We start from the raw sequence: 22267 nt of genomic DNA on the forward strand, positions 1-22267 counted from the left end.
GTTCCTTGCAGCTTGATAGACAACTATCAAGAAGGTGAGCGTGACGGTTGCTAAACGCGTCACACCGATTCTATATCATATTAAGAAATTCCACCCAGGATGAAGCTTCTATCTGTGATGTTTTCAGCACGAAGTCTCTGGTAATTGGTTCTTTTCCGGCTGCACCCAGGCCAGTCGGAATTCCGTTGTCGTAGAAGAGCATTCCTGTATCAACCAGCAATACGTCTCCTTTTTCTGTGTCAACGACGAATGCGTCTCCACCAAAAGTGGTTGCGATCGTCCAGAAACCCAATGGGCGAATAAATATCGCGGGCGAATACTTGGTGTTGTGTTCGACAAAACGAGTGCTGCCAAGAAGCTCCAATCCGTCAGAGTCGACGCTACAACTGGGGAGTCCTGTTTTCACATAATCACGGACTAACCCGGGAATATTTTCCTCCAAACCTTTAATCTTTTCCCACACCGAGAGATCACCAAAATTGATTCCCGGTGACAAGTTTGTCAGATTCTTAAATTGGTGACCTTTCATATCGCTGAAATAGCATTGTCGACGCAAAAACTGCTGACGAATCGAACTGATGATCGAGTTTGTTGTGCATTCATGTGTTGTGGTCGTTTCAAAGTCCTCTGAATGAGATCGGCCCGAGGTTTGCAGAATTTGATCATGTTTTCCATGCGTTTGATCGCTTTTTCTGCCTTGGAAAGGTCGATAAACCCCATGCCGTGCGCCAACTTGACCTCCGCTTTCTTCCGTTCGTGAAATCGAACCGAGCAGAACGCGTTGGAATTTACGCTTGGCAAGGGGGGGAGGGTCCGCTAGGACTTGAGAGGACATTTTTTTACCAACCAAACCACACAGCACAGCATGCCACACATCAAGACTAACGGGATCAACATGTATTATGACGAACGCGGTGAAGGGGAGCCGCTCATTTGCATCATGGGGGTGACGGCACCGGGTGGGGTTTGGGAGGCGCATGCGGCGGAGTGGTCGAAGCATTTTCGGTGCATTTTGGGCGACAACCGTGGCGTGGGTTTGACGGACAAACCGGAAGGGCCGTATACGACGGCGATGATGGCGGATGATTATGCGGGATTAATGGATGAGCTGGGGATTGAGTCGGCGCGGGTGGTGGGGTGTTCGTTGGGGAGCGTGATTGCGCAACAACTGGCGCTGCGGCATCCGGGCAAGGTGAAGAGCGCGATTTTGATGTGCACCTGGGCACGGCAGGACCGATTTGGGATTTACACCTGGCAGCACATGATGAAGTGCAAGGCGACGATGCGTCCGGAGGATTTTATGCATTACGTGCAGATGCTGATCTTCACGAAGCCTTGGTTTGATAATGATGATTGCTGGGACAATATGAAGCAGGGGTTGGCGGATGCGGCGATTGGTGCAGCACCCCAGCCGGTGCATGCGATGGAGGCCCAGGCGGCGGCGGCGATGAATCACAACACATTGAATGATCTGGCGGGTTTTGATTGTCCGGTGTTGGTGATTGGCGGGAAAAACGATGTGTTCACGCCGCGGTGGATGAGTGAAGAGGTGGCGGCGGCAATTCCGGGGGCTGAGCTGCATCTTTATGACGATGCAGGGCATGCGTTCCACTGGGAGTGTTTGAGCGATTTCAATCCGCGCACGACGGATTGGTTGTTGAAGCATTGAGTCGACAACGCGTGATGGCGGACGAGATGAAGAGTCTCGTTCGCTGGCGAGGGATTGGCCGGGGGGGCAGCAGGAAGTGAGGGCCTCCTCACTTCGGCTGCTACTTTCAAAGTTAGGGGACGACTTCGCCGGAGTCGCGGTAGAGCCATTTTTCGACTTTGCCGTTGTAGATGTGGGCTTTGGCGTAGGTCGTGAAGTCACCAAACATGGTTTTGGTGGTATAGGTGACAACGATGGTCCAATACTTTTTGCCGTCGAGCTCCTCCTGCATGGGTTCGTCCCATTTGGTGATGCTGGCGGGGGTGACTTCGGTAACGTCACCTGCGGAGATGCTGTCGAGAAGAACTTTGTAGGTGCCGTCGGCTGCCATGGTGGGTTTGGCGGTGTCGAGCGGGGCGCCTGGTTTGGCGGCGGCGGCGGCAATCGCGGGGGCGTTTTTCTGACGCATGAAAGCGCGTTTCATGAGGACGATCTTGTTGGCGTTGCCGGCTTCGTAGAGGGCGGTCAGAACGTCCTTGAGGTTGGTGTCGTCGATGCCAATCTGGGCGCGGGCTTTGGATTCGGGGTTGGGCGCAACGGAAATGGTGGTGGCGTTGACTTGTGAAACGGCATAGGCGGTGCCGCCGGCGGCGACTTGTGATCCGACGCGGTTGTTGCCGATGACGAGTTCAAAGGTGACGTTCTTCTTGAGTTTGATTTCCTTCGGAGTTCTGAAGGCACTGGGGGGGATGACGGTCCAGTTTTTGGTCAGTTCCTCCAAGGACGGGAAGATGGGAATCTCGAAGCCGTCGGCGTCCACTTTGGGTTTCATTTCGCCGAGGCCAGTGTCGGCGACCATGGGCGGTGGGGTGGGAGCGGGTGGCGGGGTGGGTTTCGGAGGCTCGGGCATGGGCTCGGGCTCGGGCTCGGGCGGTGGTGGAGGGGCTTCAACCACGACCGGTGCTTCAACCACGGGTGCTTTTTTGACGATGCCGAGTTCGGAGATGACCCATGGATAGGCTTTGAAGTAGGCGAGAAGGCCGACGCCAATGGCTAAAAGCAGAATGCCGAGAGATTTCATGAATAAGTTAATTAGTTTTTTTAAGGAACGGGCCGGGCGTGAGATCTTATGCGAAGTCAGGTAAAATAGTAGCGCAGAATATGAAAATACACGGGCGCGGAAAAACACAAGGAATCGATTCGATCCATCATGCCGCCGTGACCTTCGATGAGGGTGCCCCAGTCCTTGATGCCGCGTTCGCGTTTGATGGCGGACATGACGAGGCCGCCGAAGAAGGCGATGAAGCAGAGCAGCAGGGAAACGAAGAATGCCTGAAGGGGGCTGAAGGGGGTGAGGCGGTGCATGGCGGCACCGAGCAGGCTGGCGGTGAGGACTCCGCCGAGGAGGCCTTCGAGGGGTTTTTTCGGACTGAGGACGCGGGCGACGGGGCGTTTGCCGCAGAGTTTGCCCCAGACATACTGGAGGACGTCGCTGCCCTGGATCAGGCAGACGAGGAAAAGCACGAGGCCGGCGCTGCCCATGCGCAGGGAGTCGGCGGGGATGGGAAGGGTGAGCAGCATGGGGATGTGGCTGATGCAGTAAACGCAGACCATGAGTCCCCATTGGGTGCGGGCGGTGCGGGCGAGGTAGTCGGTGGAGTCGCCGCCGATGACACTGAGGATGGGCAGCAGGGCGAATGCATACACCGGGATCATGATGCTGAACATGCCATACCACTGGGTGTGGACGAGCCAGTATTGGTAGGGCAGGATGATGAAGAAGGCGAAGCAGAGAGCGTAGTAGTCGGCGCGTTTGGTGGGGGTGGCGGTGAGAAATTCGCGCAGGGCGAAAAAGGAGATGAAGGCGAAGATGATGGTGGTGCCGCGATGGCCGAGGGCAAGGGCTCCGAGAAGCACGAGAACCATGACCCACCAACTTTTGGTGCGGGCGTTGAGGTTGCTGACGGTGGCTTTGGCGCTGTCGGTTTTGGCTTTGCGGGCAAGGAGGTAACCGATGACGCTGGCGATGATGAGCACGCCAAAGATGGCACTGAGGAGGTTGCGGGTGACGGGTGAGGCGTAGTCAATCATGAAAGGCTAAAGGATAAAGGCGAAGGGATAAAGGAATGCAGGCTAGGTTGGGGAGGCTAGGGACTCCAGGGCGTGGCGGCAGCGCAGGAGGAAGTCGGTTTTGCGTTCGCCCTCTTGAAGTCGCATGGGTTCGCCGAAGACGACGCGACTCAGGAGGGGAATGGGAAGGAGGTGGCCTTTGGGGAGGATGCGGTTGAGATTTTCGAGATAGACGGGGACGACTTCGGCTTCGGGGACTTTGTTGGCGAGATGGTAGAGGCCTGCTTTGAATTCGGCCATCTGGCCATCCATGCTGCGGGTGCCTTCGGGGAAGATGATGAGGGAGTTGCCTTCGCGCATGGCGGCGGCCATTTGTTCGATGGGGTTGTCTTTGCGGGTGATGGTTTCGCGATTGATGAGCAGGGAGTTGAACATGCCGATGGCGATGGTGCGGGTGAAGGCATTTTTGCCCCAGTAGTCGCGTGCGGCGACGGGTCGGGTTTTATCGCGGGCAAAGGCGGGCAGGGCGGCCCAGAGGGTGGCGAAATCGAGATGGCTGCCGTGGTTGGCGAAGTAGATGCGCAGGCAGTCGCGGTCTTTGGGGCAGTTCACCCATTGCGCATTGGCGCCGGTGATCAGCTTGGTGAGGAAGACGGCGGTGGGACGGAGCATGGAAGTCGGAAGTCGGAAGTCGGAAGTCGGAAGTCGGAATTATGCCGAGGGATTTTGGTTGAGCTGTCTGGCGATGAGGTTGAGGCGGCGAATGCAGGTCCAGAGGGTGCCGATGGCCATGAAGAGAAGGGTGAACCACATGACGGAGTGGCCGTGGTTGCCGGGGTTCCAGAGCCAGAGTTCGGCGATGGACAGGAAGCAGGCGACCGTGAGGAGGAACATGCGATGTTGTTTGGCCATGGGACCAATGAAGCTCTGGGTGCCGGTGAGGGTGCCGCCGAGGACGCGAATGTAGGGGGCGGTGACGGCAAGGGCGACGACCAGCCAGCCGAGCGGGATGCCGTAGAGGACATGCTGGCTAAGGGTGCCGATGAGCGCGAAGTTGCAGCAGCCTCCTTCGGCGATGGGTTTTGCGATGTCGAAATGTAACAGGTGGTTGCTGGCGGTGTAGCCGGCGGCGGCGAGGAAGAGGATGTCGGCGATGCGGTCAGGGACTTCGTTGTAGAGGCCGCCGGTCGGGCTTTTTTTGCCGCCTTCGATGGCAACCATGCCGTCGAGGAGGTTGCAGAGAAGGCGAAGCTGGATGCAGGTGGCGGCTCCGAACCAGAGGAGGGTGCCTCCCCATTGGCAGGGGGCGGTGGGGATCATGATGAAGCAGATGGCACCCAGCACGGCGAAAAGGATGCTGATGACGGAGATGATGTTGGGGGTGATGGGCGTCTTGACGAGGAACGCGGCGAGTTTTTTTGCCCATCCTGCCTGACGGGTTTTGAGTTCGCGACGTGCGCCTTCGACGGGATCGGATGCCATGGGGGCTTCATAACACGGAGCGGTGTTTTTACCAGCGGGGAGTGAAGGGAGGCTAAATTTAGGGCTTGTCAGCAAGGATGGATTTTTATAGTTTTTCGGACATGGCATTGAAGACAACGGCAACGGCAAGTTCTGCGGATGCGGTATTGTTAAAGCAGCGTTTTGCGAGGCGTATGGCGGATGATGCGATGTTTTATCCGCTGTTTGATCACATGCCGGGAGTGTCGTTTTTTGCCAAGGATGAGAAATTCCGCATCGTGGCGGCGAACCGGCATTTTTATGAGCGTTTCGGATTTGAGAAGGAATCGGACATCATCGGGCAGGATGATTTCACCTTGTTCCCGACCGGGCTTGCGGAGCATTTTCGTCGCGATGACGCGGAGGTGCTGGCGACCGGGGTGGCGAAGTTGAATATTGTGGAGCTGTTCTTCAACCGGCAGAGAATTCCGGACTGGTTCATTACCAACAAGCTGCCGGTGCTGGATCGGAAAGGCAAGGTGATGGGGTTGATGGGAACGACGCAGAGTTATGAGAGCAAAAAGCAGATTTTGCAGCCGTTCATGCAGATCGACAAGGCGGTGAATTACATTCGGGAACATTTCAGGAAGAAAGTGTCGGTGGAGGAGCTGGCGGCGATGGTGCATTTGTCGCCGCGGCAGTTGCAGCGCAAGTTTGTGGAGGCGTTTGGGAGCAGTCCGCAGGCGTTCATCATGAAGTTGCGGATCCAGGCGGCGTGCCTGGCGTTGAAAGAGGAGTCGGCGCAGATCAGCGAGGTGGCGAGGGCGATGGGGTTTGCGGATCAGAGCAGCTTTACGCAGCATTTTCAGCGTCATTTGGGGATGACGCCGTTGCGGTATTTGAGGCAGTTTCGGTTGAGGAGGATTTGATTTTTTACTTTCGCACATTCCTGCTCCTCATTGATTGATGAGCTTTGAAAGTCTGCGGTTCCTCGGACGGGGAGCGCGAAAAAAGATCACTGGTAGGGGGCGGGTTGGAGGGTGTTGAGTCGGTCGGGGTGAATTTGGATCGCGGCGTTTTGGCGTTGCTGGGTGAGCCAAGTTTGGAGGGCGGTTCGGCGGAATTGGGTATGAAGGTGGGCGAGGATTTCGGGTTTAACCTCGTCGAAGGTGGCGGGTCGGGCGGGGCGTTTTTCATGGAGCTTGACGATATGCCAGCCGAGGTCGGTGATAAAAGGGGGGCTGAGCTGACCGGGGGTGAGGGCGAAGACGTTGGAGGCGAAGTCGGGAGGGACGCGGTCGCGACTGAACCAGTCAAGTTCGCCGCGGGTTTTTTTGGTGCGGGGGTCGTCGCTATATCGGGTGGCAAGGTTGGGGAGGGTTGCCAGGTTGGTGATGAGTTGCTGGTGATAAGCGCGGATGTTGGACTCGGCATTGGGGCGCTCTTTGTCGTGGATGGTGAGGAATAGGTGGCTGGCGCGGGCGCTTTCGGGAACGGTGAAGTGGCCGCTGTGCTCGGCGAAGTAGGCGCGGGCTTCGGCTTCGGTGGGTTGGTCGGGATGGTTGGCGAGGTGGTTTTCGATGGAGATGGAGAGGCGGGCTTCGTGAAGGAGTTGCTGGCGAAGCAGGATTTCATCGAGATTTTGGGTGGCGGCGCGGGTTTGCCAGGTGTTGGCGCCTTCGAATTGTTTGGTGAATTGCTGGAAGCGCTGGTCGGCTTCGGTCTGGGCGCGGGTTTCTTCAGCGGAGGGAAGCTGGGCGAGGAGGTGTGAGTGGATGAGCTGGTCGAGGACGATTTGGCGTTCGGCATCCTGACGGGGAGAGGCGAGGGTTTGCCAGTGGAGGTTGTGACGCCAGACGTGGTTGCGGAGGGCGAGCGCGAGCTGGCTGCGGGCGATGGGGGTGGTCCCGACCTGGGCGATGGTGGCTTGCCGATTGAGGTGGTTTTGCCACCAGATGAGAACGCCGCCTGCAGTGAGAAGGAGCAGCAGCACGGTCAGAATGAGGGAATGTCCGCGAGGGTGGGGCATGGGGAGGATTTGTTCCTAGTTCTTCGTTCCTTGTTCTTGCTATTTATTTACGGGGGGCGGGTGGGGGTGTGGCAACTGGTTTTCGCTGGCTTTGCGGGGGGATTGGTTGGAGGATGGGGGACGTGATGAGTGAGAGGACGCAGATTTCTTTGGCGGAGGCAGATTCTTCAGAAGAGCTGGAGAGGTTGCGGAGCCGGGTGGCGGAGCTGGAGCAGAGTGAGGAGAGGCTGAGGCTGGCGATTGAGATGGGGCGGATTGGATTGTGGGTGTGGGATTCGACGGATACTTCGAATGAGGGGGACTGGTCGGAGCGGTTGAAGGAGATTTTTGGGCTGCCGCTGGATGCGGAGGTGACGCACGACATGTTTTTGAAGTGTGTGCATGGGGAGGATCGGGAGTTGATCCATGGGAAGGTGATGGGTGCGCTGGCGGGGGTGGATGAGGGGAGGTATACGGCGGAGTATCGGACGATCCGGGCGGATGATGGTCGTGAGGGGTGGGTGATGGCGAGGGGACAGGCGTTTTTTGATGGGTCGGGAAAGGCGGTGCGGTTTATTGGGACGGTGACCGACATCACGGAACGCAAGAGGGCGGAGGAGGCGCTGGCGAAGTTGAACGGGGAGCTGGAGGGGCTGGCTTATGGTCAGGCGGAGGCGCTGAAGCATGCGTTGACGATGCTTTCGAGGGAGTCGGAACCGGACAGGTTTTTGGATCATGTTTTGCGAATGATTGGCCGGCAGTTTGCGGCGCATAGTTTGGGGGTTTGGGAGCTGAATGAGGTGACGGAGCGGGTGGAGTTGCTGGCGAGTTGTGAGGGTGAGGTGGTGCGGCTGGTGAAAGAGGATAAAGAGCAAGGGGCTCCGAGGTTTGCGCCGCCGGTGAGGGAGAACGGGGTGTGGACGACGTTTTTCGCGACGGCGGAGCATTGCATTTTGGGGGATTTGGAGTCGGAGATGCCGAGGGTGAGGTTGGCTGGGGTGGCGGATGGGGAGTGGCAGGAGTGGCTGGGGGACATGGTGAACACGGAGGAGGTGCGGACGATGCTGCGGGTATTGACGGGGAAGGGGGTGAAGCTGACGTTGGGTGTGCCGATGCTGGTGGGGGGCAGGGTGGTGGGGTTCATCAATATCAGGTTCAAGGAGTGGAGGGTGTTTCGTGATGAGGAGCTGGGATTGGCGCGGGCGTTGGGGCATCAGGCGATGCTGGCGATTCAGTTGATGCGGTTGTCGATGCAGAGTCGGAAGTCGGCGGTGATGGCGGAGCGGAACCGGTTGGCGAGGGATATTCATGACACGCTGGCGCAGGGGTTTACGGGGGTGATTGTGCAGTTGGAGGCGTCGGAGGATGCGCGTGTGGGGGGCTTGACGGAGGCGGCGGATGCGCATGTGACGAGGGCGAGGGAGCTGGCGCGGAACAGTTTGCAGGAGGCGCGGCGGTCGGTGCAGGCGCTGCGGCCGCAGGCGCTGGAAACGCAGGATTTGTGTGTGGCGTTGTCGAAGTTGTTCAAGAGCATGACGGAGGGGACGGGGTTGACGGCGAAGTTTGAGTTGCGTGGAAAGCCGAGGAAGCTGGTGGCAGAGGTGGAGTGCAATCTGTTGCGGATTGTGCAGGAGGTTTTGACCAATGTGTTGAGGCATGCGCAGGCAACGCGGTTTGAGGCGATTTTGTTTTTTGAGGAAGAGGAACTGCGACTGGAGTTGGAAGATGATGGACTGGGTTTTGACGTATTGGCGGTGCATGAGGGGTTTGGGTTGACGGGGATGCGGGAGCGCGTGGAGGCAATGGGGGGTGAGATGACCCTCGCCAGTTCGAGTGAAGCGGGGACTTCGATTTGCATCCGGCTGCCTCTGGTGGACGGTGGAGGGATTGTTGGATGATGAAAGGAAACTCGAAAAAGGCTGATGGATGGATTCGTGTCTTGATTGCGGATGATCATGTGACGGTGCTGGAGGGACTGGCGGCGATGATTGGCCGGCAGCCGGACATGGAGGTGGTGGCGGAGGCTTGTGATGGGGATGAGGCGGTGGCGAGGTGGCTGGAGTTACGACCAGACGTGGCGCTGGTGGACCTGCGAATGCCGGGTCGTGATGGGATGGAGGTGATTGAGGAAGTGCGCCGACATGACGGGACGGCGAAGGTGATTGTGCTGACGACTTATGATAATGACCAGGATGTGATGCGCGTGGTGAAAGCGGGGGCGAGGGGGTATTTGTTGAAGGATGCGCGGCGCGAGGAGTTGTTGGAGTGCATTCGCAAGGTGCATGCGGGGGAGACGTGCATTCCGCAGGGTTTGATTGAAAAGCTGGCGGCGGGGATCAGCGGGGAGACATTGACGGGACGGGAGTTGAATGTGCTGGAGCTTTTGGCGGAGGGGTTGAGCAACAAGGAGATTGCGGCGCGGTTGAGCATCAGCGAGACGACGGTGAAGACGCATTTGCGCGGGATTTTCGGGAAGCTGAATGTGTTGAGCCGGACGGAGGCGGTGACGGTGGCGGGTCGGCGCGGGTTTGTGCGGATTTGATTCAGGGTCGCCTCGTTCAAAAGGATGAGGCGGAACTCATCCTTGGGCAGGGCGAAAAATCCAGCCGCATGATCCATGGTTTTTTGGGGGCGCAGCTGGCATGATGATGGGCGTTTCCAGTGTGCCTGGGCATAAGTTGGAAAACGAACTTAGTGACTAACTGACCACCATCATCATCATGAATCCTTACTACAAGCTTTTTACGCCGGAAGATAGTGCCGTTGTATTTATTGATCACCAGCCGCAGATGACTTTTGGGGTGGCGAACATTGATCGGGCGACATTGATCAGCAATGTGACGCTGCTGGCCAAAGTTGCGAAAGAATTTAATGTGCCGACAGTGCTGACGGCGGTCGAGACGGAATCGTTTAGTGGTTATATCTGGCCACAATTGCTGGATGTGTTTCCTGGTCAGGAAGTGGTGGAGCGGACCTCGATGAATTCGTGGGATGATGCGGGTTTTCGCAAGGCGGTGGAAGCGACGGGACGGAAGAATATTCTGATGACGGGGTTGTGGACGGAGGTGTGTGTGACTTGGCCGACGATTGAGATGCTGGGGGCGGGCTATAACATCTATGTGGTGGAGGATTGTTGTGGAGCGACGTCACAGGCGGCGCATGATGCGGCGTTGTCGAGAATGGTGCAGGCGGGTGCGGTGCGGTTGACGGCGCTTCCGGCATTGCTGGAGTGGCAACGGGATTGGGCGAAACGCGAGCATTACAACAACTTGATGGGGCTCATCAAGGAACAGGGTGGGGCTTATGGAGTCGGCGTTGAGTATGCTTATACGATGGTGCATAAAGCGCCGCAGTCGGCGATCAAACCACAGGTGGTTCCGCACAAGGAAGGGCACTAACTCAACATCGCAACGTCATGGACGATGAATCGGTTCACATTGCCGTTGTCCGGCGCGTTCGTCCTGAACGCGTGAAGGATTTCGAGGCGGCGCTGGGGGATTTTGCCCGCGTGTCGTTGGCGGAGCCGGGGGCGCGTGGAATTCAATGTTTGTATCCTGCGCCGGGGGCGAAGGTTCAGGAGTATGGGATCATGCGAACGTTTGCGAATGCGGCGGCGCGTGATGCGTTTTATGCTTCCGAGGCTTATCACCGGTGGGAGAAGACGATTGAGCCGATGGTCGAAGGGACGTTGCAGATTCGTGAGTTGCATGGGCTGGAGGCGTGGTTTCGTCATGCTTCGGATGGTAGTCCGCCGCCGCGGTGGAAGATGGCGTTGTTGACCTGGCTGGCGGTCTGGCCGGTGAGCATGGGGATTGCGGCATTGGTGTTGCCGCTTCTGGGAGGGTTGATGCACAAGGTGTTGGTGTCAGGGGTGATCGCGGCTGGGATTACCGCAACGCTGACCTGGGTGGCGATGCCCGTTTTGGTGAAAGCGGCACACGGATGGTTGCATCCGAATTCGGAAGACAAGGTGCTTCAGGTGCCCGAAAAAAATAACTAAAGAAGAAACACAGAGAACTTACAACTTATGAAAGTGGAGCCTGATTTGATTTTGGTAAATGGACGGATTACGACGCTGGATGATGGTTATCCTGAAGCGCGGGAAGCGGTGATCAAGGATGGGAAGGTGCTGAGTCTGGATGATGCGCATGAGTATCCACGTGGGCCAGAAACGAAGGTGATTGACTTGAAAGGTAGAAGGGTGATTCCGGGGTTGAATGATTCGCATCTGCATGTGATTCGCGGCGGGTTGAATTATAACATGGAGTTGCGCTGGGATGGGGTTCCTTCACTGGCGGATGGGTTGCGGATGTTGAAGGCGCAGGCGGCGCGGACGCCGGTGGGGCAGTGGGTGAGGATTGTGGGGGGATGGAGCGAGTTTCAGTTTGCGGAGCGTCGCATGCCGACGTTGGCGGAGATCAATGAAGCGGCACCGGAGACGCCGGTGTTTATTTTGCATTTGTATTGCCGGGCCTTGCTGAATGGGGCGGCGTTGCGGGCTTGTGGTTATACCCGGGATACGCCGAATCCACCGGGTGGGGAGATTCAGAGGGATTCGGAAGGGAATCCGACGGGGCTGCTGATTGCGCGTCCGAATGCGACGATTTTGTATGCGACTCTGGCGAAGGGTCCGAAGTTGCCGCCGGAGCATCAGTTGAATTCGACGCGACATTTTATGCGTGAGCTGAACCGCTTGGGATTGACGAGCATCATTGATGCAGGTGGTGGGTTTCAGAATTATCCGGATGACTATGTGATCATTGACGAGTTACACAAACGCGGGGAGATGACGCTGCGGATTGCTTATAACTTGTTTACTCAAAAACCGAAGGAGGAGAAGGAGGATTTTGCGCGTTGGATCAAGATGACGGGGCCGGGCAAGGGCGATGATTTTTTCCGCTGCAATGGGGCGGGTGAGATGTTGGTTTTTTCAGCGGCGGACTTTGAGGATTTTCTGGAGCCAAGGCCGGATCTGGCGGCTTCTGTGGAGGAGGAGTTGAAGGGGGTGGTGACGTTGCTGGCGGCGAACAAGTGGCCGTTCCGATTGCATGCGACTTATGATGAGAGCATCACAAGATTTTTGAATGTGTTTGAGGAGGTGAACCAAGAAGTGCCGTTTGGTGGGGTGCATTGGTTCTTTGATCATTGTGAGACGATTTCGGATCGGAATCTAGAGCGGGTGAAGGCGTTGGGAGGCGGGGTGGCGATCCAGCATCGGATGGCGTTTCAAGGCGAGTATTTTATGGATCGGTATGGCAAGGAAGCGGCGGAGCGGACACCTCCGGTGAGGCGGATGCTGGAGATGGGATTGCCGGTGGGGGCGGGATCGGATGCGACGCGGGTGGCGAGTTATAATCCGTGGGTGTCGTTGTGTTGGCTGACGACGGGCAAGACGGTAGGGGGAACTTCGATGTATCCGGACAAGAATTGTTTGAGTCGGGAGGAGGCGTTGCGGCTTTACACGTTGGGAATCACATGGTTTTCGACGGAGGAGGGCAAGAAGGGATCGCTGGGGGTTGGGAAGCTGGCCGATCTGGCGGTGTTGTCGGATGATTATTTTGACGTGGATGATGAGGCGATCAAAAGCATTGAAGCGGTGATGACGGTGGTGGATGGCAGGGTGGTGTATGCGGTGGAGGAGTTTGGATCATTTGCGCCGCCGTCGATTCCGGTGTTGCCGGAGTGGTCGCCGGTCTCGGTGTTTGGCGGGTATGGGGCGCCGCTGGATGTGAAGAAGATGGCGAGGGCGGGAGTGCCGATGCCGTTGGTGAGTCATGAGCATTCGGCGGAGTGTCGGTCGCATGGTTGTGATCATGCAGGGTTGCAGTTGATGGCGGGAGTAGAGGCGGCGCGGAACCGGTTTGCGTCGTTCTGGGGTTCGGGATGTGACTGTTTTGCGTTTTGATTTGATGTTATGAGTGAGGGGAAGAAGGGCGCATGGTCGGTGTTGGGGAATTCGGTGTTCCGGTCGCTGTGGCTGGCGAATGTGGCGTCGGGCATTGGGTCGACGTTGCATGACACGGCGGCGGTGTGGACGATGACGTCGTTGACGACTTCGGCGACGCTGGTGACCTTGATGCAGACGATGTCGAGTTTGCCGCTGTTTTTCCTGGCGCTGCCGGCGGGGGCGTTGGCGGATTTGGTGGATCGGCGGAGGGTGATCATTGCGGCGCAGGTGGGGTCGTTGCTGGTGACGATGGGGTTGGTGGTGATGTCGGCGATGGGGATGCTGACGCCGGGAGTGCTGCTGGCGGTGACGTTCTTGCTGGGGGTCGGGGTGGCGTTTACGATGCCGACCTGGCAGGCGTTGTTGGCGGAGTTGGTGGACAAGAAGGATCTGACCGGGGCGCTGACGCTGGGGAGCATTGGGGTGAATAATTCGCGGGCGCTGGGGCCGTTGGTGGCGGGGGTGTTGCTGGCAGCATCGGGTCCGACGGCGGCGTTTGCGTTGAATGCGTTGTCGTTTGTGGGAATCATTGCGGTGTTGTGGAGGTCGAAGTCACCGGTGGTGATGAAGGGGGCGCATGCGGAGCGGATGATGGGGGCGATGGTGACCTCGCTGCGTTTTACGAGGCATTCGCCAGTGATTCAGCGGGTGTTGTTGCGCAATGCGGGATTTGCGTTTTTTGGGATTGCGCCGGTGGCGTTGTTGCCGTTGATCGTGCGGGGACGTGGATTGTCGGCGGGGGATTTCGGGCTGTTGATGGGGGTGTATGGGGTTGGGGGGATCTTGGCGGCGTTTTTGGTGTTGCCGAAGTTGCGGGCGAAGGTTTCGGCGGACGGGATTTTAACGGCTGGGACGGTGTTGTTTGCGTTGCTGGCGGCGGGCCTGAGTCTGGTGGGGAATCGCTGGGGGATGATGGCGATTTTATTGGTGGCGGGTGGGGCCTGGTTGACTTGCATGTCAACGCTGGCGGTGGCGGCGCAGAGTGCGTTTCCGAATTGGGTGCGGGCGAGGAGTTCGGCGATTTTTCTGATTGTGGTGCAGGTATCGCTGGCGGTTGGGGCGGTGGTCTGGGGTCAGGTGACGGCGGGGACGGATGCTGGTTGGGCGCTGCGGGTGGCGGCTTTGGGTTTGTTGCTGACGGGAGGGTTGGGTTGGTGGTTCAAGGTTCGGGTGAGTGGCGCGATGGGATTGAATTTAACGCCTTCTTCGCATTGGGCGGGTCATGAGCTGGCGATGGAGCCATCGGATGGAGAGGGGCCGGTGATGGTGGAGTTGGAGTATGTGGTGAAGGCGGAGGAGGTGGTGAAGTTCCAACGGGCGATGTCGGCGCTGCGGGTGGTGAGGTTGAGGGATGGGGCGTTTCGCTGGTCGCTGTTTCAGGATTTGGATGAGCCAGGTCGATTCAAAGAAGTGTTTTTGGTGGGGACCTGGGGAGAGCATTTGCGTCAGCATGAGCGGGCGACGGCGGATGATCGGGTGATTGAAGAGGCGGTGCTGGCGTTTCATGTGGGGGATGGGGCACCCAAAGCGAGGCATCATTTGATGAAGGAGGTGAGGGCAGTGGTGTTGTGAGATGGGCGGGATTTATTTTATTGATGGGATGCTCGGTGGTGAGTGGGCAGGGATGGGAGTGGTCGTTTTCGGGTCATGCGAGAACGATGGGAGAGAGTTATCGGGGACTGGATTTGGGTTTGGGGGAGATTGAGGATGATGCGTGGGTGCATCAGCGGGTGCAGTTGATGGCGACGGGCGAGTGGGAGGAGCGTTGGCTGATTGCAGCGGAGTTGACCTGGGGAGACATGTGGGGTCGGGAATCGCCGTTGGGCCCGCCGGATCAGGATGAAGGGGATTGGTTGCAGGTTTATGGTCAGAGGACCTGGGAGTTGGGGGGAGAAGACGAGGTGGAGATGCGCGTGGGAAGGCAAACGCTTTATTATGGGTCGGGTCGGTTGCTGGCGTCGAGGGAAGGGGCGAACCAGAGGTTGTCGCATGATGGGGTCAGGGTTTCCTGGCAGCGGGGAGAGGAGATGAGGGTGGATGGTTTTGTCGCGTCGCCGGTGGAGACGGGGCCGGGAGTTTTCGATAATGAATCGCATCAGAAGGAGGTGATGTTTTGGGGTGTTTATGCGGTGATGCCTTCGCCGCTGGATAAGCAAGGTTTCGTGGATGGGTATTACATTGGGTTGCGTGATGAAGGATCGATTTTTGTGGAGGACGGGGGGCGTGAATTGAGGCACACGGTGGGGACGCGCTGGTGGAACGAGGGAGTTCCGTGGGTTTACAACACGGAGCTGATTTTTCAGTTCGGTGAGGCGGGGGGGCGCGAGATTCTGGCTGGCGCGGCAAGTCTCGGCGTGGGATATGTGTTGGAGGATGTGAGGTGGCGGCCAACGCTGATGCTGCGGGCGGATGCGATTTCCGGGGGGGATGACGAGGGAACGTTGCACACGTTTCATCCGCTGTTTCAGGCGAACAATTATTTCAATGAAGGTGGGTTCATTTCGCCGTCGAATCTTTATAATGTGAATCCGGTGCTGACGTTAAAACCGCATGAGAGGGTGACGGTGAGTTTTGGGGTGAATTTTCAGTGGAGGTTCAGTGCGGAAGACGATGTTTATGGGCCGCCGTTGCAGAGGTTGGGAGGTCCGGCACCGGATGGTGAGAGGTATTTGGGGACGGCACTGAACGCGGCGGTGATCTGGCAGGTGCGGGAGAGCGTGGAGCTGGCGCTCGGCTATACCCATCACGAAGCCGGGCGTTCGCTGGTGGCGGTTGGTGGCGATGACGTGGAGTATTTTCAGGCGAGTTTTCGCGTGGCGTTCTGAGGTGAAAAAGCCGCAACTGGCGGTGGTGGCCCGGTGCGATCGGGATTTGGTGCACGAATTGCGGGGATTTTCAGTCCGAGAGGGAGAATTCCCTTGCACTTTTGCCCAAGCTCTTTAACTTCGCGACCCCTATGTCCAAAAACGCAGGCATCGCCAAAACCAGAAAATCCGTTAGCAAACGGTTCAAAATCACGGGCAGTGGTAAAGTCCTCCGTCGTCGGCAGGGCAAGCGCCACTTGCTTCAAAATAAGAACCGCAAACGCAAACGCTCACTGGGCAAAGCCGTTCTCGTGCACGAGACCGACGCTGCAGCAGTCAAGGCCAACATGCCTTGGTCCTGAGTCGTCGTTTGAATTGCACCCGGCCGCAGTCGCGGCCACGACGATCCGGTCTGGCTCTGTAATAGGAGCCTTCGATCAAGTGAGGCCCTTCGTCGAATTTTTAACAACAGCTTGATCTTGAGAGAAAATACATGTCAAGAGCTACCAACGCACCAGCCAGCCGCAAGCGCCGTAAGCGCACGCTCGCCAAAGCCAAAGGATTCCGCGGCTTCCGTTCCAAATTGTTCCGTTACGCCAAGGACGCTGTCCGCAAGGCGATGTCATATGCCTATCGTGACCGCAAGGTTCGCAAGCGTGACTTCCGCAAGTTGTGGATCCAGCGCATCAACTCCGCTGCCCGTGCTGAAGGCTTGAGCTACAGCCGATTTACCGAAGGCCTGAAGGCTGCCGGTATCCAGCTTGACCGCAAAGTCCTTGCCGACCTCGCCGTCACCGATGGAGCAGCCATCAAGGCCCTTATCCAGCAAGCCAAAAACGCTTTGGAAAACAAAGCGAAGTCCAAGGCGGCTGCTTAATCATTTGATCTGCCCGATTCGACCTCGAACCCATTTACCAATTAAGCCGGGGTCTGCACAGGCACCGGCTTTTTTGTGGATCAGCATCAACGCGGCGGAGCGGGCTTGCAAGGCCTGTGATGTTATCGTTGCTCGCGGTTTAGGTGTTTTTGTTTGTTCTTGGTTCCTGGTTCTTTGTTCTTCGTTATTCAGCTTTAGTTTTCTTCCTCATGCTCGACCAACTTTCCGCTCTCCAAATTGAAGCCCTTGCGGCGCTCGCTGACATCCAGGACGAAAGCGCACTGGAGAATTTTCGTGTCGGATACCTTGGCAAAAAAGGCAGTCTGACGGCGCTGAGTGCCGGCATGCGTGAGGTGCCTGCTGATCAAAAAGGCGCGGTGGGGCAGAAGCTCAATGAGGTGCGCACGGCATTGACGGCCGGGATTGAAGAGAAGGTGGCGGCCATGGCGGCGGCGAAGGATGCGGCTTCGGTGGCGGGGATTGATGTGACGCTGCCCGGACTGCCGACACCGAACGGGGCTTTGCATCCGCTGACGCGCATCCGCGATCGGGCGATTCAGACACTGCGTCGCATGGGATTTGCTTTGGCAGATGGACCGGAGATTGAAACGGAGTGGCATTGTTTTGATGCGCTGAACACACCGGCGGATCATCCAGCGCGGAACGAGAAGGACACATTTTATTTGCCGGATGGGCGGTTGATGCGCACGCATACATCGAGTGTGCAGATTCGCACGATGGAATCGATCAAGGCATTGCCGGTGCGCATCATTGCACCGGGGGCGGCGTATCGTCGGGACGAGATTGATGCGACCCATTTAAGCGTGTTCAATCAGTTGGAAGGTTTGTATGTGGGCCGGGACGTGAGTCTGGCAGATCTGAAAGGGACGCTGGAGTATTTCTTCCAGGAGATTTTTGGGCCGCAGACACAGGTGCGTTTTCGTCCGCATTTCTTCCCGTTCACGGAACCGAGTTTTGAGATTGATGTGAAGCTCGAGGTCAAAGGTCAGGCACCGAAATGGATTGAGATCGCCGGTTGCGGGATGGTGGATCCGGCGGTGTTCGAGGCGGTGAGCAAGAGCCGTGGAGACAATCTGTTTGATCCGGATTTGGTCACGGGTTTTGCTTTTGGCATGGGGCTGGACCGGCTGGCGATGATCCTGCATGGGATCACGGACATTCGTCATTTGATTGAGAATGACGTGCGGTTCCTCGGGCAGTTTTAGTCTCTATTCCTCCATCGCATCTGCCAAAACCATGGGCACCCTTGAATCAAAACTGGTGACTCGATAATTTTAATTTTTTTATTCTGATGAAGACTTCTCTTAAGTGGCTCAATGCCCATCTTGATCTTGGTTCCCACAGTATTGATGAACTGAGGGACATGCTGACGTTTGCGGGGATTGAAGTGGAGGGGATCGAGCAGAGCGGGGTGGAATCGGACAAGATTGTGGTGGCGCAGATCGTCTCTTTTGAGCAGCATCCCAATGCGGATCGGTTGAGTGTTTGTCAGGTGGATGATGGCAGCGGCAAGGCGCGGCAGATTGTGTGTGGCGCGAAGAATTTCAAGGCAGGGGACAAGGTGCCACTGGCGTTGCCGGGTGCGGTTTTGCCGGGCGGGATTGAGATCAAGGAAGGGAAGCTGCGCGAGTTGCTTTCGCAGGGGATGTTGTGCAGTGCGAAGGAGCTTGGCGTGGGGGAAGACCAAGGGGGATTGTGGATTCTTGAGGCGGGATTGAAGGTGGGAACGCCGATGAAGGAGTTGGTGGCTTCGGATGTGATCTTTGATCTGGAGGTGACGCCGAACCGGCCGGATTTGTTGAGTCATACCGGACTGGCGCGCGAGTTGGCGGCGTTGACGGGGAAGACGCTGGTTCAGAGCGATGAGATGGTGCTGCCGGTGACGGAGAAGGCTGGCGTGGCGGAGATTCACCTCGCGGAGCCGACGCTTTGTCCGTTCTACACGTTGCGCCGGATCGAAGGCGTGAAGGTGGGGCCGAGTCCAGAGTGGTTGCAGAGCCGCTTGAAGAGCATTGGGCTGCGTCCGATTAACAACATCGTGGACATCACCAATTATGTGTTGTTCGAAGTGGGTCAGCCGCTGCATGCGTTCGATGCCGCGAAGCTGGTGGTGCCGGTGACGATTCGCAAAGCGACGGAAGGGGAGAAGCTGGTGGCTTTGGATGGCAATGAGCATGCGCTTTTGCCGGAGGATTTGGTGATTGCTGACAACGGCAAGGCGCTGGCGATTGCCGGGGTGATGGGGGGTGAGGAGAGTGGGGTGACGGAGGGCACGACGGACATTTTGCTGGAGGCGGCTTATTTCAATCCATCTTCGGTGCGTCGCACGGCGCGCCGTCTGGTGTTGAGCACGGATTCGAGTTATCGTTTTGAGCGCGGAGTCGATGCGCAAGCGGTGATTCGTGCGAGTGCTTTGGCCACGCAGTTGATTTTGCAGACGGCGGGCGGCAAGGCTTCGGAGACGTTGCTAGTGGCGGGCGAGGCTCCGGTGTTGACGCAGCCGGTGGTGCTGGATGAGGAGCGGGCGCGGCGTTTGATTGGCATTGCGGATCTTCCGAGGGCGGAGATGCATGCGATTTTGACTTCGTTGGGATTGGTGAAGACCTGCGAGACGGAGGTGACGTCGACCTGGACGGTGCCGAGTTATCGGAATGATTTGTTGAGGTCGGTGGATCTGGTCGAGGAACTGGCGCGGGTGATCGGGCTGGATCGGGTGCCGTCGAAAGCATCGGGCGTGTTTGTGGCGCCGCAGAGTGCGGACAAGTCCTATGATTTCATGATGCAGGTGCGTCAGGCTTTGACGAATCGTGGCTTTAATGAGGCGCAGACGTTGCGGCTGGTTTCGAAGGGGCAGTTGACGGATGTGCTGGCGGCGAAGGTGGATGCGGTGGCATTGAAAAATCCGTTAAGCGAGGATCATACGCATTTGCGGCCGGGGTTGATCCCTGGTTTGTTGATGACGGCGGGTCACAATGTCCGGCAGGGGCTGGCGACGTTGCGGTTCTTTGAGTTGGGTCGGGTGTTTTTGCTGAATCCGAATGGCAGCAGTCGAGAAGAAGAGCGGCTGTCGGTGTTGATGAGCGGTCCGGAACATGCGGTGAGCTGGAATGCGAAATCGCCTGCGGTGGCGGATATTCATGCGTTGCGCGGGGTGCTGGAATCGTTGCCGGGTCTGGCCGGGCAGGGGTTGTTGCTGGTGCCGAAGGCGGTGGACGGATGGTTGTTGAGTGCGGAGATCAAGCGTGGCAGCAAGACGCTGGGCTGGATCGCGCAGGTGGCTCCGGCGCGGGCGCGGGAATTGGACGCGAGGCATCCGATTTACGTGGCGGAGCTGGCGGTGAGTGCGTTGCAGCAGGGCGTGGTGAGTGCGGTCAAGTTCAGCGATTTGCCGCGGTATCCGAGTGTGACCCGGGATGTGGCGTTGGAGGTGGCGGCGGATCTTCCGCATGCGACGGTGGCGGCATTTTTTGAAAAACAGAAGGAGCCTTTGTTGATGGGAGCGGAGCTGTTTGATGTTTTTGTGGATGCCTCAGGTGAAAGACTGGCGCATGACAAAAAATCCATCGCATGGCGCTTGACCTATCGTTCTTCTGAGCGGACGCTAGCCACGAAAGAGGTGGACGAAACCCATCAGCGAGTGCTCAAAGCATTGGTTGGCACGGTCCCGGCTACCATCCGTTAATATCTTTCGTGGCTCTTTGAAATTTTCTATTTTTCTGGTAGCAGAATCGAATTTCCTGCGGTGTTCGTTGTTGCAGTTGCACATGGCCCGAACCGATATTTGAAAGCACCGGAAGCTGCGCACCGGGAGCAGATGCCACGCCTTTATTGGACGGCAGACGCACCCGTAAGCGGGCTTCCACCCTGTCGCTCTCCTGGGAACGGCAGCCAGCTTCTGAAACGACACAGGTGGGATTCCAACCGCTCCGCACGTTGAGCTTGCTCCGGCGGAGCGGTTATTTTTTATGCGGATAGGAGTGCGGACATTCCTGTCCGTCTTTTTGTTGAAACGGACAGGAATGTCCGCACTCCTACTGGCTTATCGAGTCCAGCGGGTGTCGCCGTTGATGACGACGGCTTGATCTTCCCAAGCGATGTTTTGAAGGTGCTGGAGATCGTCGAGGCGGAGGCGGTTGAGTTCGTGGCCGTCTTTGGTTTGCAGGACGATGTGAGCTGATAAGGCCTGGCCGTTGCCGAAGACTTTGGGGGCGGTGTAGATGACGATTTTGTGTAGCTGATTGGGAGCCCAGTTGATGCCGACTTGTTGGGCGTTTTGTCTTTCGAGGATGGGTGGAAGATAAAGCGCGGTGAGCAGGACAAGGATCAGCAGGGCCCAACGTGCCATGCGACGGCGGCTGAACCAGGTGGCTTTCTCTTTTTTAGTCGGCGGTGTGGGCATGTTTTCCAAATCAATGCTTACGTTACGTGTGCAACGTGAGTTCGGCTGATTGATTGGAGGCTGCCTTCGTTAGAATTTGAGGAGCTTGCGGAGCTCGGCACCGATGCTGGCGGCGGTGGGTCGATGCGCCTTCCACAGGTTGGGGTGGTAGGGGATCGGGGTGTCTTTGGCGTTAAGGCGCTGAGGCGGAGCGTCGAGGAGATGGAAACCGTCGGCCACGACGCGGGCGATGACTTCAGCAGTGACGCCGCCCCAAGGGAAACTTTCGCCGACGCAGAGGAGTCGACCGGTGCGGGCGACGGAGGCGAGGATGGTGTCGGTATCGATGGGTTTGACGCTGCGCAGGTCGACGACTTCGATTTGGTAGCCATCCTGTTGGAGTTCGTCGGCAGCACGGATGGATTCGTGCACCATGGCCGAGTAGGCGACGACGGTGGCGTGCCGACCCGGGCGGGCGATGCGCGCTTTGCCGATGGGCAGCGTGGCGTCGGGAAGGCTGTCGGCTTTGAGGTGATAGTAGAGGAACTTGTGCTCGCAGAAGATGACGGGGTCATCGAGGTCGATGGCGGCGAGGAGCATGTGATAGGCGTCCTCGACGGTGGCGGGGGTGAGGATGATCAGGCCGGGGTAGTGGGCGTAGATGCTTTCCATGCTCTGGCTGTGGAAAGGACCGGAGCCGGCGGTGCCGCCACTGGGCAGGCGGATGACGATGGGGCAGGGAACGTTGGTGCGCCAGAACTGGGTGGCGGCCTGGTTGACGATCTGGTTGAAACCGACGCTGCTGAAGTCGGCAAACTGCATCTCGATGATGGGTCGCGAGCCTTCGATGGCGGCTCCGATGGCGGTGCCGACCATGGCATCTTCGCTGATGGGCGCATCAATGACGCGACCGGGGAATTCGCTGTCGAGATGTTTGGTGGCTTTGAAGGCACCACCGAATTTGCCGATGTCCTGACCGTAGATGAAGACTCTGGGATCACGCCGCAGGGCTTCGTATTGGGCTTCGCGAATGGCTTCGAGATAAGTTAGGGACAAGAGTGTTGGTAGTTAGTG

General features: G+C 57.8%; 21 protein-coding genes. 13 read left to right on the forward strand and 8 right to left on the reverse strand.

Annotated elements, in window-relative coordinates:
- Positions 1 to 70 precede the first annotated feature (70 nt).
- Positions 71 to 874 carry a hypothetical protein gene (locus FEM03_RS07600; RefSeq protein ID WP_138085600.1) on the reverse strand — a complete coding sequence of 268 codons (804 nt, stop codon included), beginning with the start codon at positions 872 to 874 and terminating at the stop codon, positions 71 to 73.
- Here FEM03_RS07600 and FEM03_RS07605 point away from each other — a divergent pair.
- Entirely contained in the window at positions 866 to 1669 is an 804-nt protein-coding gene (locus FEM03_RS07605) for an alpha/beta fold hydrolase (protein WP_138085601.1), read from the forward strand. The genes FEM03_RS07600 and FEM03_RS07605 overlap by 9 nt on opposite strands.
- Before the next feature lie 112 nt (positions 1670 to 1781).
- Here FEM03_RS07605 and FEM03_RS07610 read toward each other — a convergent pair whose 3' ends face one another.
- The 4 genes from FEM03_RS07610 to FEM03_RS07630 are packed head-to-tail and all read right to left on the reverse strand — an operon-like array spanning position 1782 to position 5200.
- Entirely contained in the window at positions 1782 to 2729 is a 948-nt protein-coding gene (locus tag FEM03_RS07610; RefSeq protein ID WP_166442709.1) for a hypothetical protein, read from the reverse strand.
- Positions 2730 to 2785: 56 nt separating this feature from the next.
- The gene (locus tag FEM03_RS07620; protein WP_138085603.1) at positions 2786 to 3739 is read right to left on the reverse strand and encodes a phosphatidate cytidylyltransferase; all 954 of its coding nucleotides are present in this window, start codon (positions 3737 to 3739) and stop codon (positions 2786 to 2788) included.
- A gap of 42 nt (positions 3740 to 3781) precedes the next feature.
- Positions 3782 to 4390 (reverse strand): lysophospholipid acyltransferase family protein, encoded by a 609-nt coding sequence (locus FEM03_RS07625; protein ID WP_138085604.1) that lies wholly within the window; start codon positions 4388 to 4390, stop codon positions 3782 to 3784.
- A gap of 39 nt (positions 4391 to 4429) precedes the next feature.
- The gene (locus FEM03_RS07630) at positions 4430 to 5200 is read right to left on the reverse strand and encodes a CDP-alcohol phosphatidyltransferase family protein (RefSeq protein ID WP_138085605.1); all 771 of its coding nucleotides are present in this window, start codon (positions 5198 to 5200) and stop codon (positions 4430 to 4432) included.
- A 101-nt stretch (positions 5201 to 5301) separates the two neighbouring features.
- On the opposite strand from FEM03_RS07630, the gene FEM03_RS07635 reads away from it, so the two are divergent.
- Positions 5302 to 6087, forward strand: a complete 786-nt coding sequence (locus tag FEM03_RS07635; RefSeq protein WP_138085606.1) for an AraC family transcriptional regulator — start codon at positions 5302 to 5304, stop codon at positions 6085 to 6087.
- Positions 6088 to 6173: 86 nt separating this feature from the next.
- Here the strand turns inward: FEM03_RS07635 and FEM03_RS07640 are convergent, their stop codons facing one another.
- Positions 6174 to 7187 carry a peptidylprolyl isomerase gene (locus tag FEM03_RS07640; protein ID WP_138085607.1) on the reverse strand — a complete coding sequence of 338 codons (1014 nt, stop codon included), beginning with the start codon at positions 7185 to 7187 and terminating at the stop codon, positions 6174 to 6176.
- Positions 7188 to 7312: 125 nt separating this feature from the next.
- Between FEM03_RS07640 and FEM03_RS07645 the strand changes: the two genes are divergently transcribed.
- The 11 genes from FEM03_RS07645 (at position 7313) to pheT (ending at position 20497) form a co-directional block, all read left to right on the forward strand.
- A complete protein-coding gene (locus FEM03_RS07645; RefSeq protein ID WP_166442710.1) occupies positions 7313 to 9064 on the forward strand; it encodes a GAF domain-containing sensor histidine kinase in 1752 nt (583 codons plus the stop codon).
- On the forward strand, positions 9061 to 9708 hold the full coding sequence (locus tag FEM03_RS07650) for a response regulator (protein WP_138085609.1): 648 nt from the start codon (positions 9061 to 9063) through the stop codon (positions 9706 to 9708). The genes FEM03_RS07645 and FEM03_RS07650 overlap by 4 nt, the downstream gene beginning before the upstream one ends.
- A gap of 178 nt (positions 9709 to 9886) precedes the next feature.
- Positions 9887 to 10564, forward strand: coding sequence for a hydrolase (locus FEM03_RS07655; protein WP_138085610.1), 678 nt, complete (start codon positions 9887 to 9889; stop codon positions 10562 to 10564).
- A gap of 17 nt (positions 10565 to 10581) precedes the next feature.
- On the forward strand, positions 10582 to 11166 hold the full coding sequence (locus tag FEM03_RS07660; RefSeq protein WP_138085611.1) for an antibiotic biosynthesis monooxygenase: 585 nt from the start codon (positions 10582 to 10584) through the stop codon (positions 11164 to 11166).
- 27 nt (positions 11167 to 11193) lie between these two features.
- Positions 11194 to 13071, forward strand: coding sequence for an amidohydrolase (locus FEM03_RS07665; RefSeq protein WP_138085612.1), 1878 nt, complete (start codon positions 11194 to 11196; stop codon positions 13069 to 13071).
- A gap of 9 nt (positions 13072 to 13080) precedes the next feature.
- Positions 13081 to 14685 carry an MFS transporter gene (locus tag FEM03_RS07670; protein ID WP_138085613.1) on the forward strand — a complete coding sequence of 535 codons (1605 nt, stop codon included), beginning with the start codon at positions 13081 to 13083 and terminating at the stop codon, positions 14683 to 14685.
- A 23-nt stretch (positions 14686 to 14708) separates the two neighbouring features.
- Positions 14709 to 15938 carry an alginate export family protein gene (locus FEM03_RS07675; protein ID WP_138085614.1) on the forward strand — a complete coding sequence of 410 codons (1230 nt, stop codon included), beginning with the start codon at positions 14709 to 14711 and terminating at the stop codon, positions 15936 to 15938.
- Positions 15939 to 16069: 131 nt separating this feature from the next.
- Complete coding sequence (gene rpmI / locus FEM03_RS07680; RefSeq protein WP_138085615.1) at positions 16070 to 16279, forward strand: 50S ribosomal protein L35; 210 nt, start codon at positions 16070 to 16072, stop codon at positions 16277 to 16279.
- 131 nt (positions 16280 to 16410) lie between these two features.
- Positions 16411 to 16794, forward strand: a complete 384-nt coding sequence (gene rplT, locus FEM03_RS07685; RefSeq protein WP_138085616.1) for a 50S ribosomal protein L20 — start codon at positions 16411 to 16413, stop codon at positions 16792 to 16794.
- A 209-nt stretch (positions 16795 to 17003) separates the two neighbouring features.
- Positions 17004 to 18020, forward strand: coding sequence for a phenylalanine--tRNA ligase subunit alpha (pheS, locus tag FEM03_RS07690; RefSeq protein WP_138085617.1), 1017 nt, complete (start codon positions 17004 to 17006; stop codon positions 18018 to 18020).
- An 86-nt stretch (positions 18021 to 18106) separates the two neighbouring features.
- Positions 18107 to 20497 carry a phenylalanine--tRNA ligase subunit beta gene (gene pheT, locus FEM03_RS07695; RefSeq protein WP_138085618.1) on the forward strand — a complete coding sequence of 797 codons (2391 nt, stop codon included), beginning with the start codon at positions 18107 to 18109 and terminating at the stop codon, positions 20495 to 20497.
- A 357-nt stretch (positions 20498 to 20854) separates the two neighbouring features.
- On the opposite strand, the gene FEM03_RS07700 is transcribed toward pheT, so the two are convergent.
- Positions 20855 to 21214 (reverse strand): hypothetical protein, encoded by a 360-nt coding sequence (locus FEM03_RS07700; RefSeq protein WP_138085619.1) that lies wholly within the window; start codon positions 21212 to 21214, stop codon positions 20855 to 20857.
- Positions 21215 to 21283: 69 nt separating this feature from the next.
- Positions 21284 to 22249, reverse strand: coding sequence for an alpha-ketoacid dehydrogenase subunit beta (locus tag FEM03_RS07705; RefSeq protein ID WP_138085620.1), 966 nt, complete (start codon positions 22247 to 22249; stop codon positions 21284 to 21286).
- Positions 22250 to 22267: the final 18 nt, after the last annotated feature.

It is taken from the genome of Phragmitibacter flavus, assembly GCF_005780165.1.
GTDB classification, from domain to species: Bacteria; Verrucomicrobiota; Verrucomicrobiia; order Verrucomicrobiales; family Verrucomicrobiaceae; genus Phragmitibacter; species Phragmitibacter flavus.

Excerpts from the sequence above, each read along its gene's own strand:
- FEM03_RS07605 (WP_138085601.1), top strand. The coding sequence starts at position 866 with ATGCCACACATCAAGACTAACGGGATCAACATGTATTATGACGAACGC.
- pheS (WP_138085617.1), top strand. The coding sequence starts at position 17,004 with ATGCTCGACCAACTTTCCGCTCTCCAAATTGAAGCCCTTGCGGCGCTC.
- FEM03_RS07625 (WP_138085604.1), bottom strand. The coding sequence starts at position 4,390 with ATGCTCCGTCCCACCGCCGTCTTCCTCACCAAGCTGATCACCGGCGCC.
- FEM03_RS07665 (WP_138085612.1), top strand. The coding sequence starts at position 11,194 with ATGAAAGTGGAGCCTGATTTGATTTTGGTAAATGGACGGATTACGACG.
- FEM03_RS07660 (WP_138085611.1), top strand. The coding sequence starts at position 10,582 with ATGGACGATGAATCGGTTCACATTGCCGTTGTCCGGCGCGTTCGTCCT.
- FEM03_RS07635 (WP_138085606.1), top strand. The coding sequence starts at position 5,302 with ATGGCATTGAAGACAACGGCAACGGCAAGTTCTGCGGATGCGGTATTG.
- FEM03_RS07700 (WP_138085619.1), bottom strand. The coding sequence starts at position 21,214 with ATGCCCACACCGCCGACTAAAAAAGAGAAAGCCACCTGGTTCAGCCGC.
- FEM03_RS07610 (WP_166442709.1), bottom strand. The coding sequence starts at position 2,729 with ATGAAATCTCTCGGCATTCTGCTTTTAGCCATTGGCGTCGGCCTTCTC.
- FEM03_RS07645 (WP_166442710.1), top strand. The coding sequence starts at position 7,313 with ATGAGTGAGAGGACGCAGATTTCTTTGGCGGAGGCAGATTCTTCAGAA.
- FEM03_RS07670 (WP_138085613.1), top strand. The coding sequence starts at position 13,081 with ATGAGTGAGGGGAAGAAGGGCGCATGGTCGGTGTTGGGGAATTCGGTG.
- rplT (WP_138085616.1), top strand. The coding sequence starts at position 16,411 with ATGTCAAGAGCTACCAACGCACCAGCCAGCCGCAAGCGCCGTAAGCGC.
- FEM03_RS07650 (WP_138085609.1), top strand. The coding sequence starts at position 9,061 with ATGATGAAAGGAAACTCGAAAAAGGCTGATGGATGGATTCGTGTCTTG.
- FEM03_RS07675 (WP_138085614.1), top strand. The coding sequence starts at position 14,709 with ATGGGATGCTCGGTGGTGAGTGGGCAGGGATGGGAGTGGTCGTTTTCG.
- rpmI (WP_138085615.1), top strand. The coding sequence starts at position 16,070 with ATGTCCAAAAACGCAGGCATCGCCAAAACCAGAAAATCCGTTAGCAAA.
- FEM03_RS07640 (WP_138085607.1), bottom strand. The coding sequence starts at position 7,187 with ATGCCCCACCCTCGCGGACATTCCCTCATTCTGACCGTGCTGCTGCTC.
- FEM03_RS07620 (WP_138085603.1), bottom strand. The coding sequence starts at position 3,739 with ATGATTGACTACGCCTCACCCGTCACCCGCAACCTCCTCAGTGCCATC.
- FEM03_RS07630 (WP_138085605.1), bottom strand. The coding sequence starts at position 5,200 with ATGGCATCCGATCCCGTCGAAGGCGCACGTCGCGAACTCAAAACCCGT.
- FEM03_RS07655 (WP_138085610.1), top strand. The coding sequence starts at position 9,887 with ATGAATCCTTACTACAAGCTTTTTACGCCGGAAGATAGTGCCGTTGTA.
- pheT (WP_138085618.1), top strand. The coding sequence starts at position 18,107 with ATGAAGACTTCTCTTAAGTGGCTCAATGCCCATCTTGATCTTGGTTCC.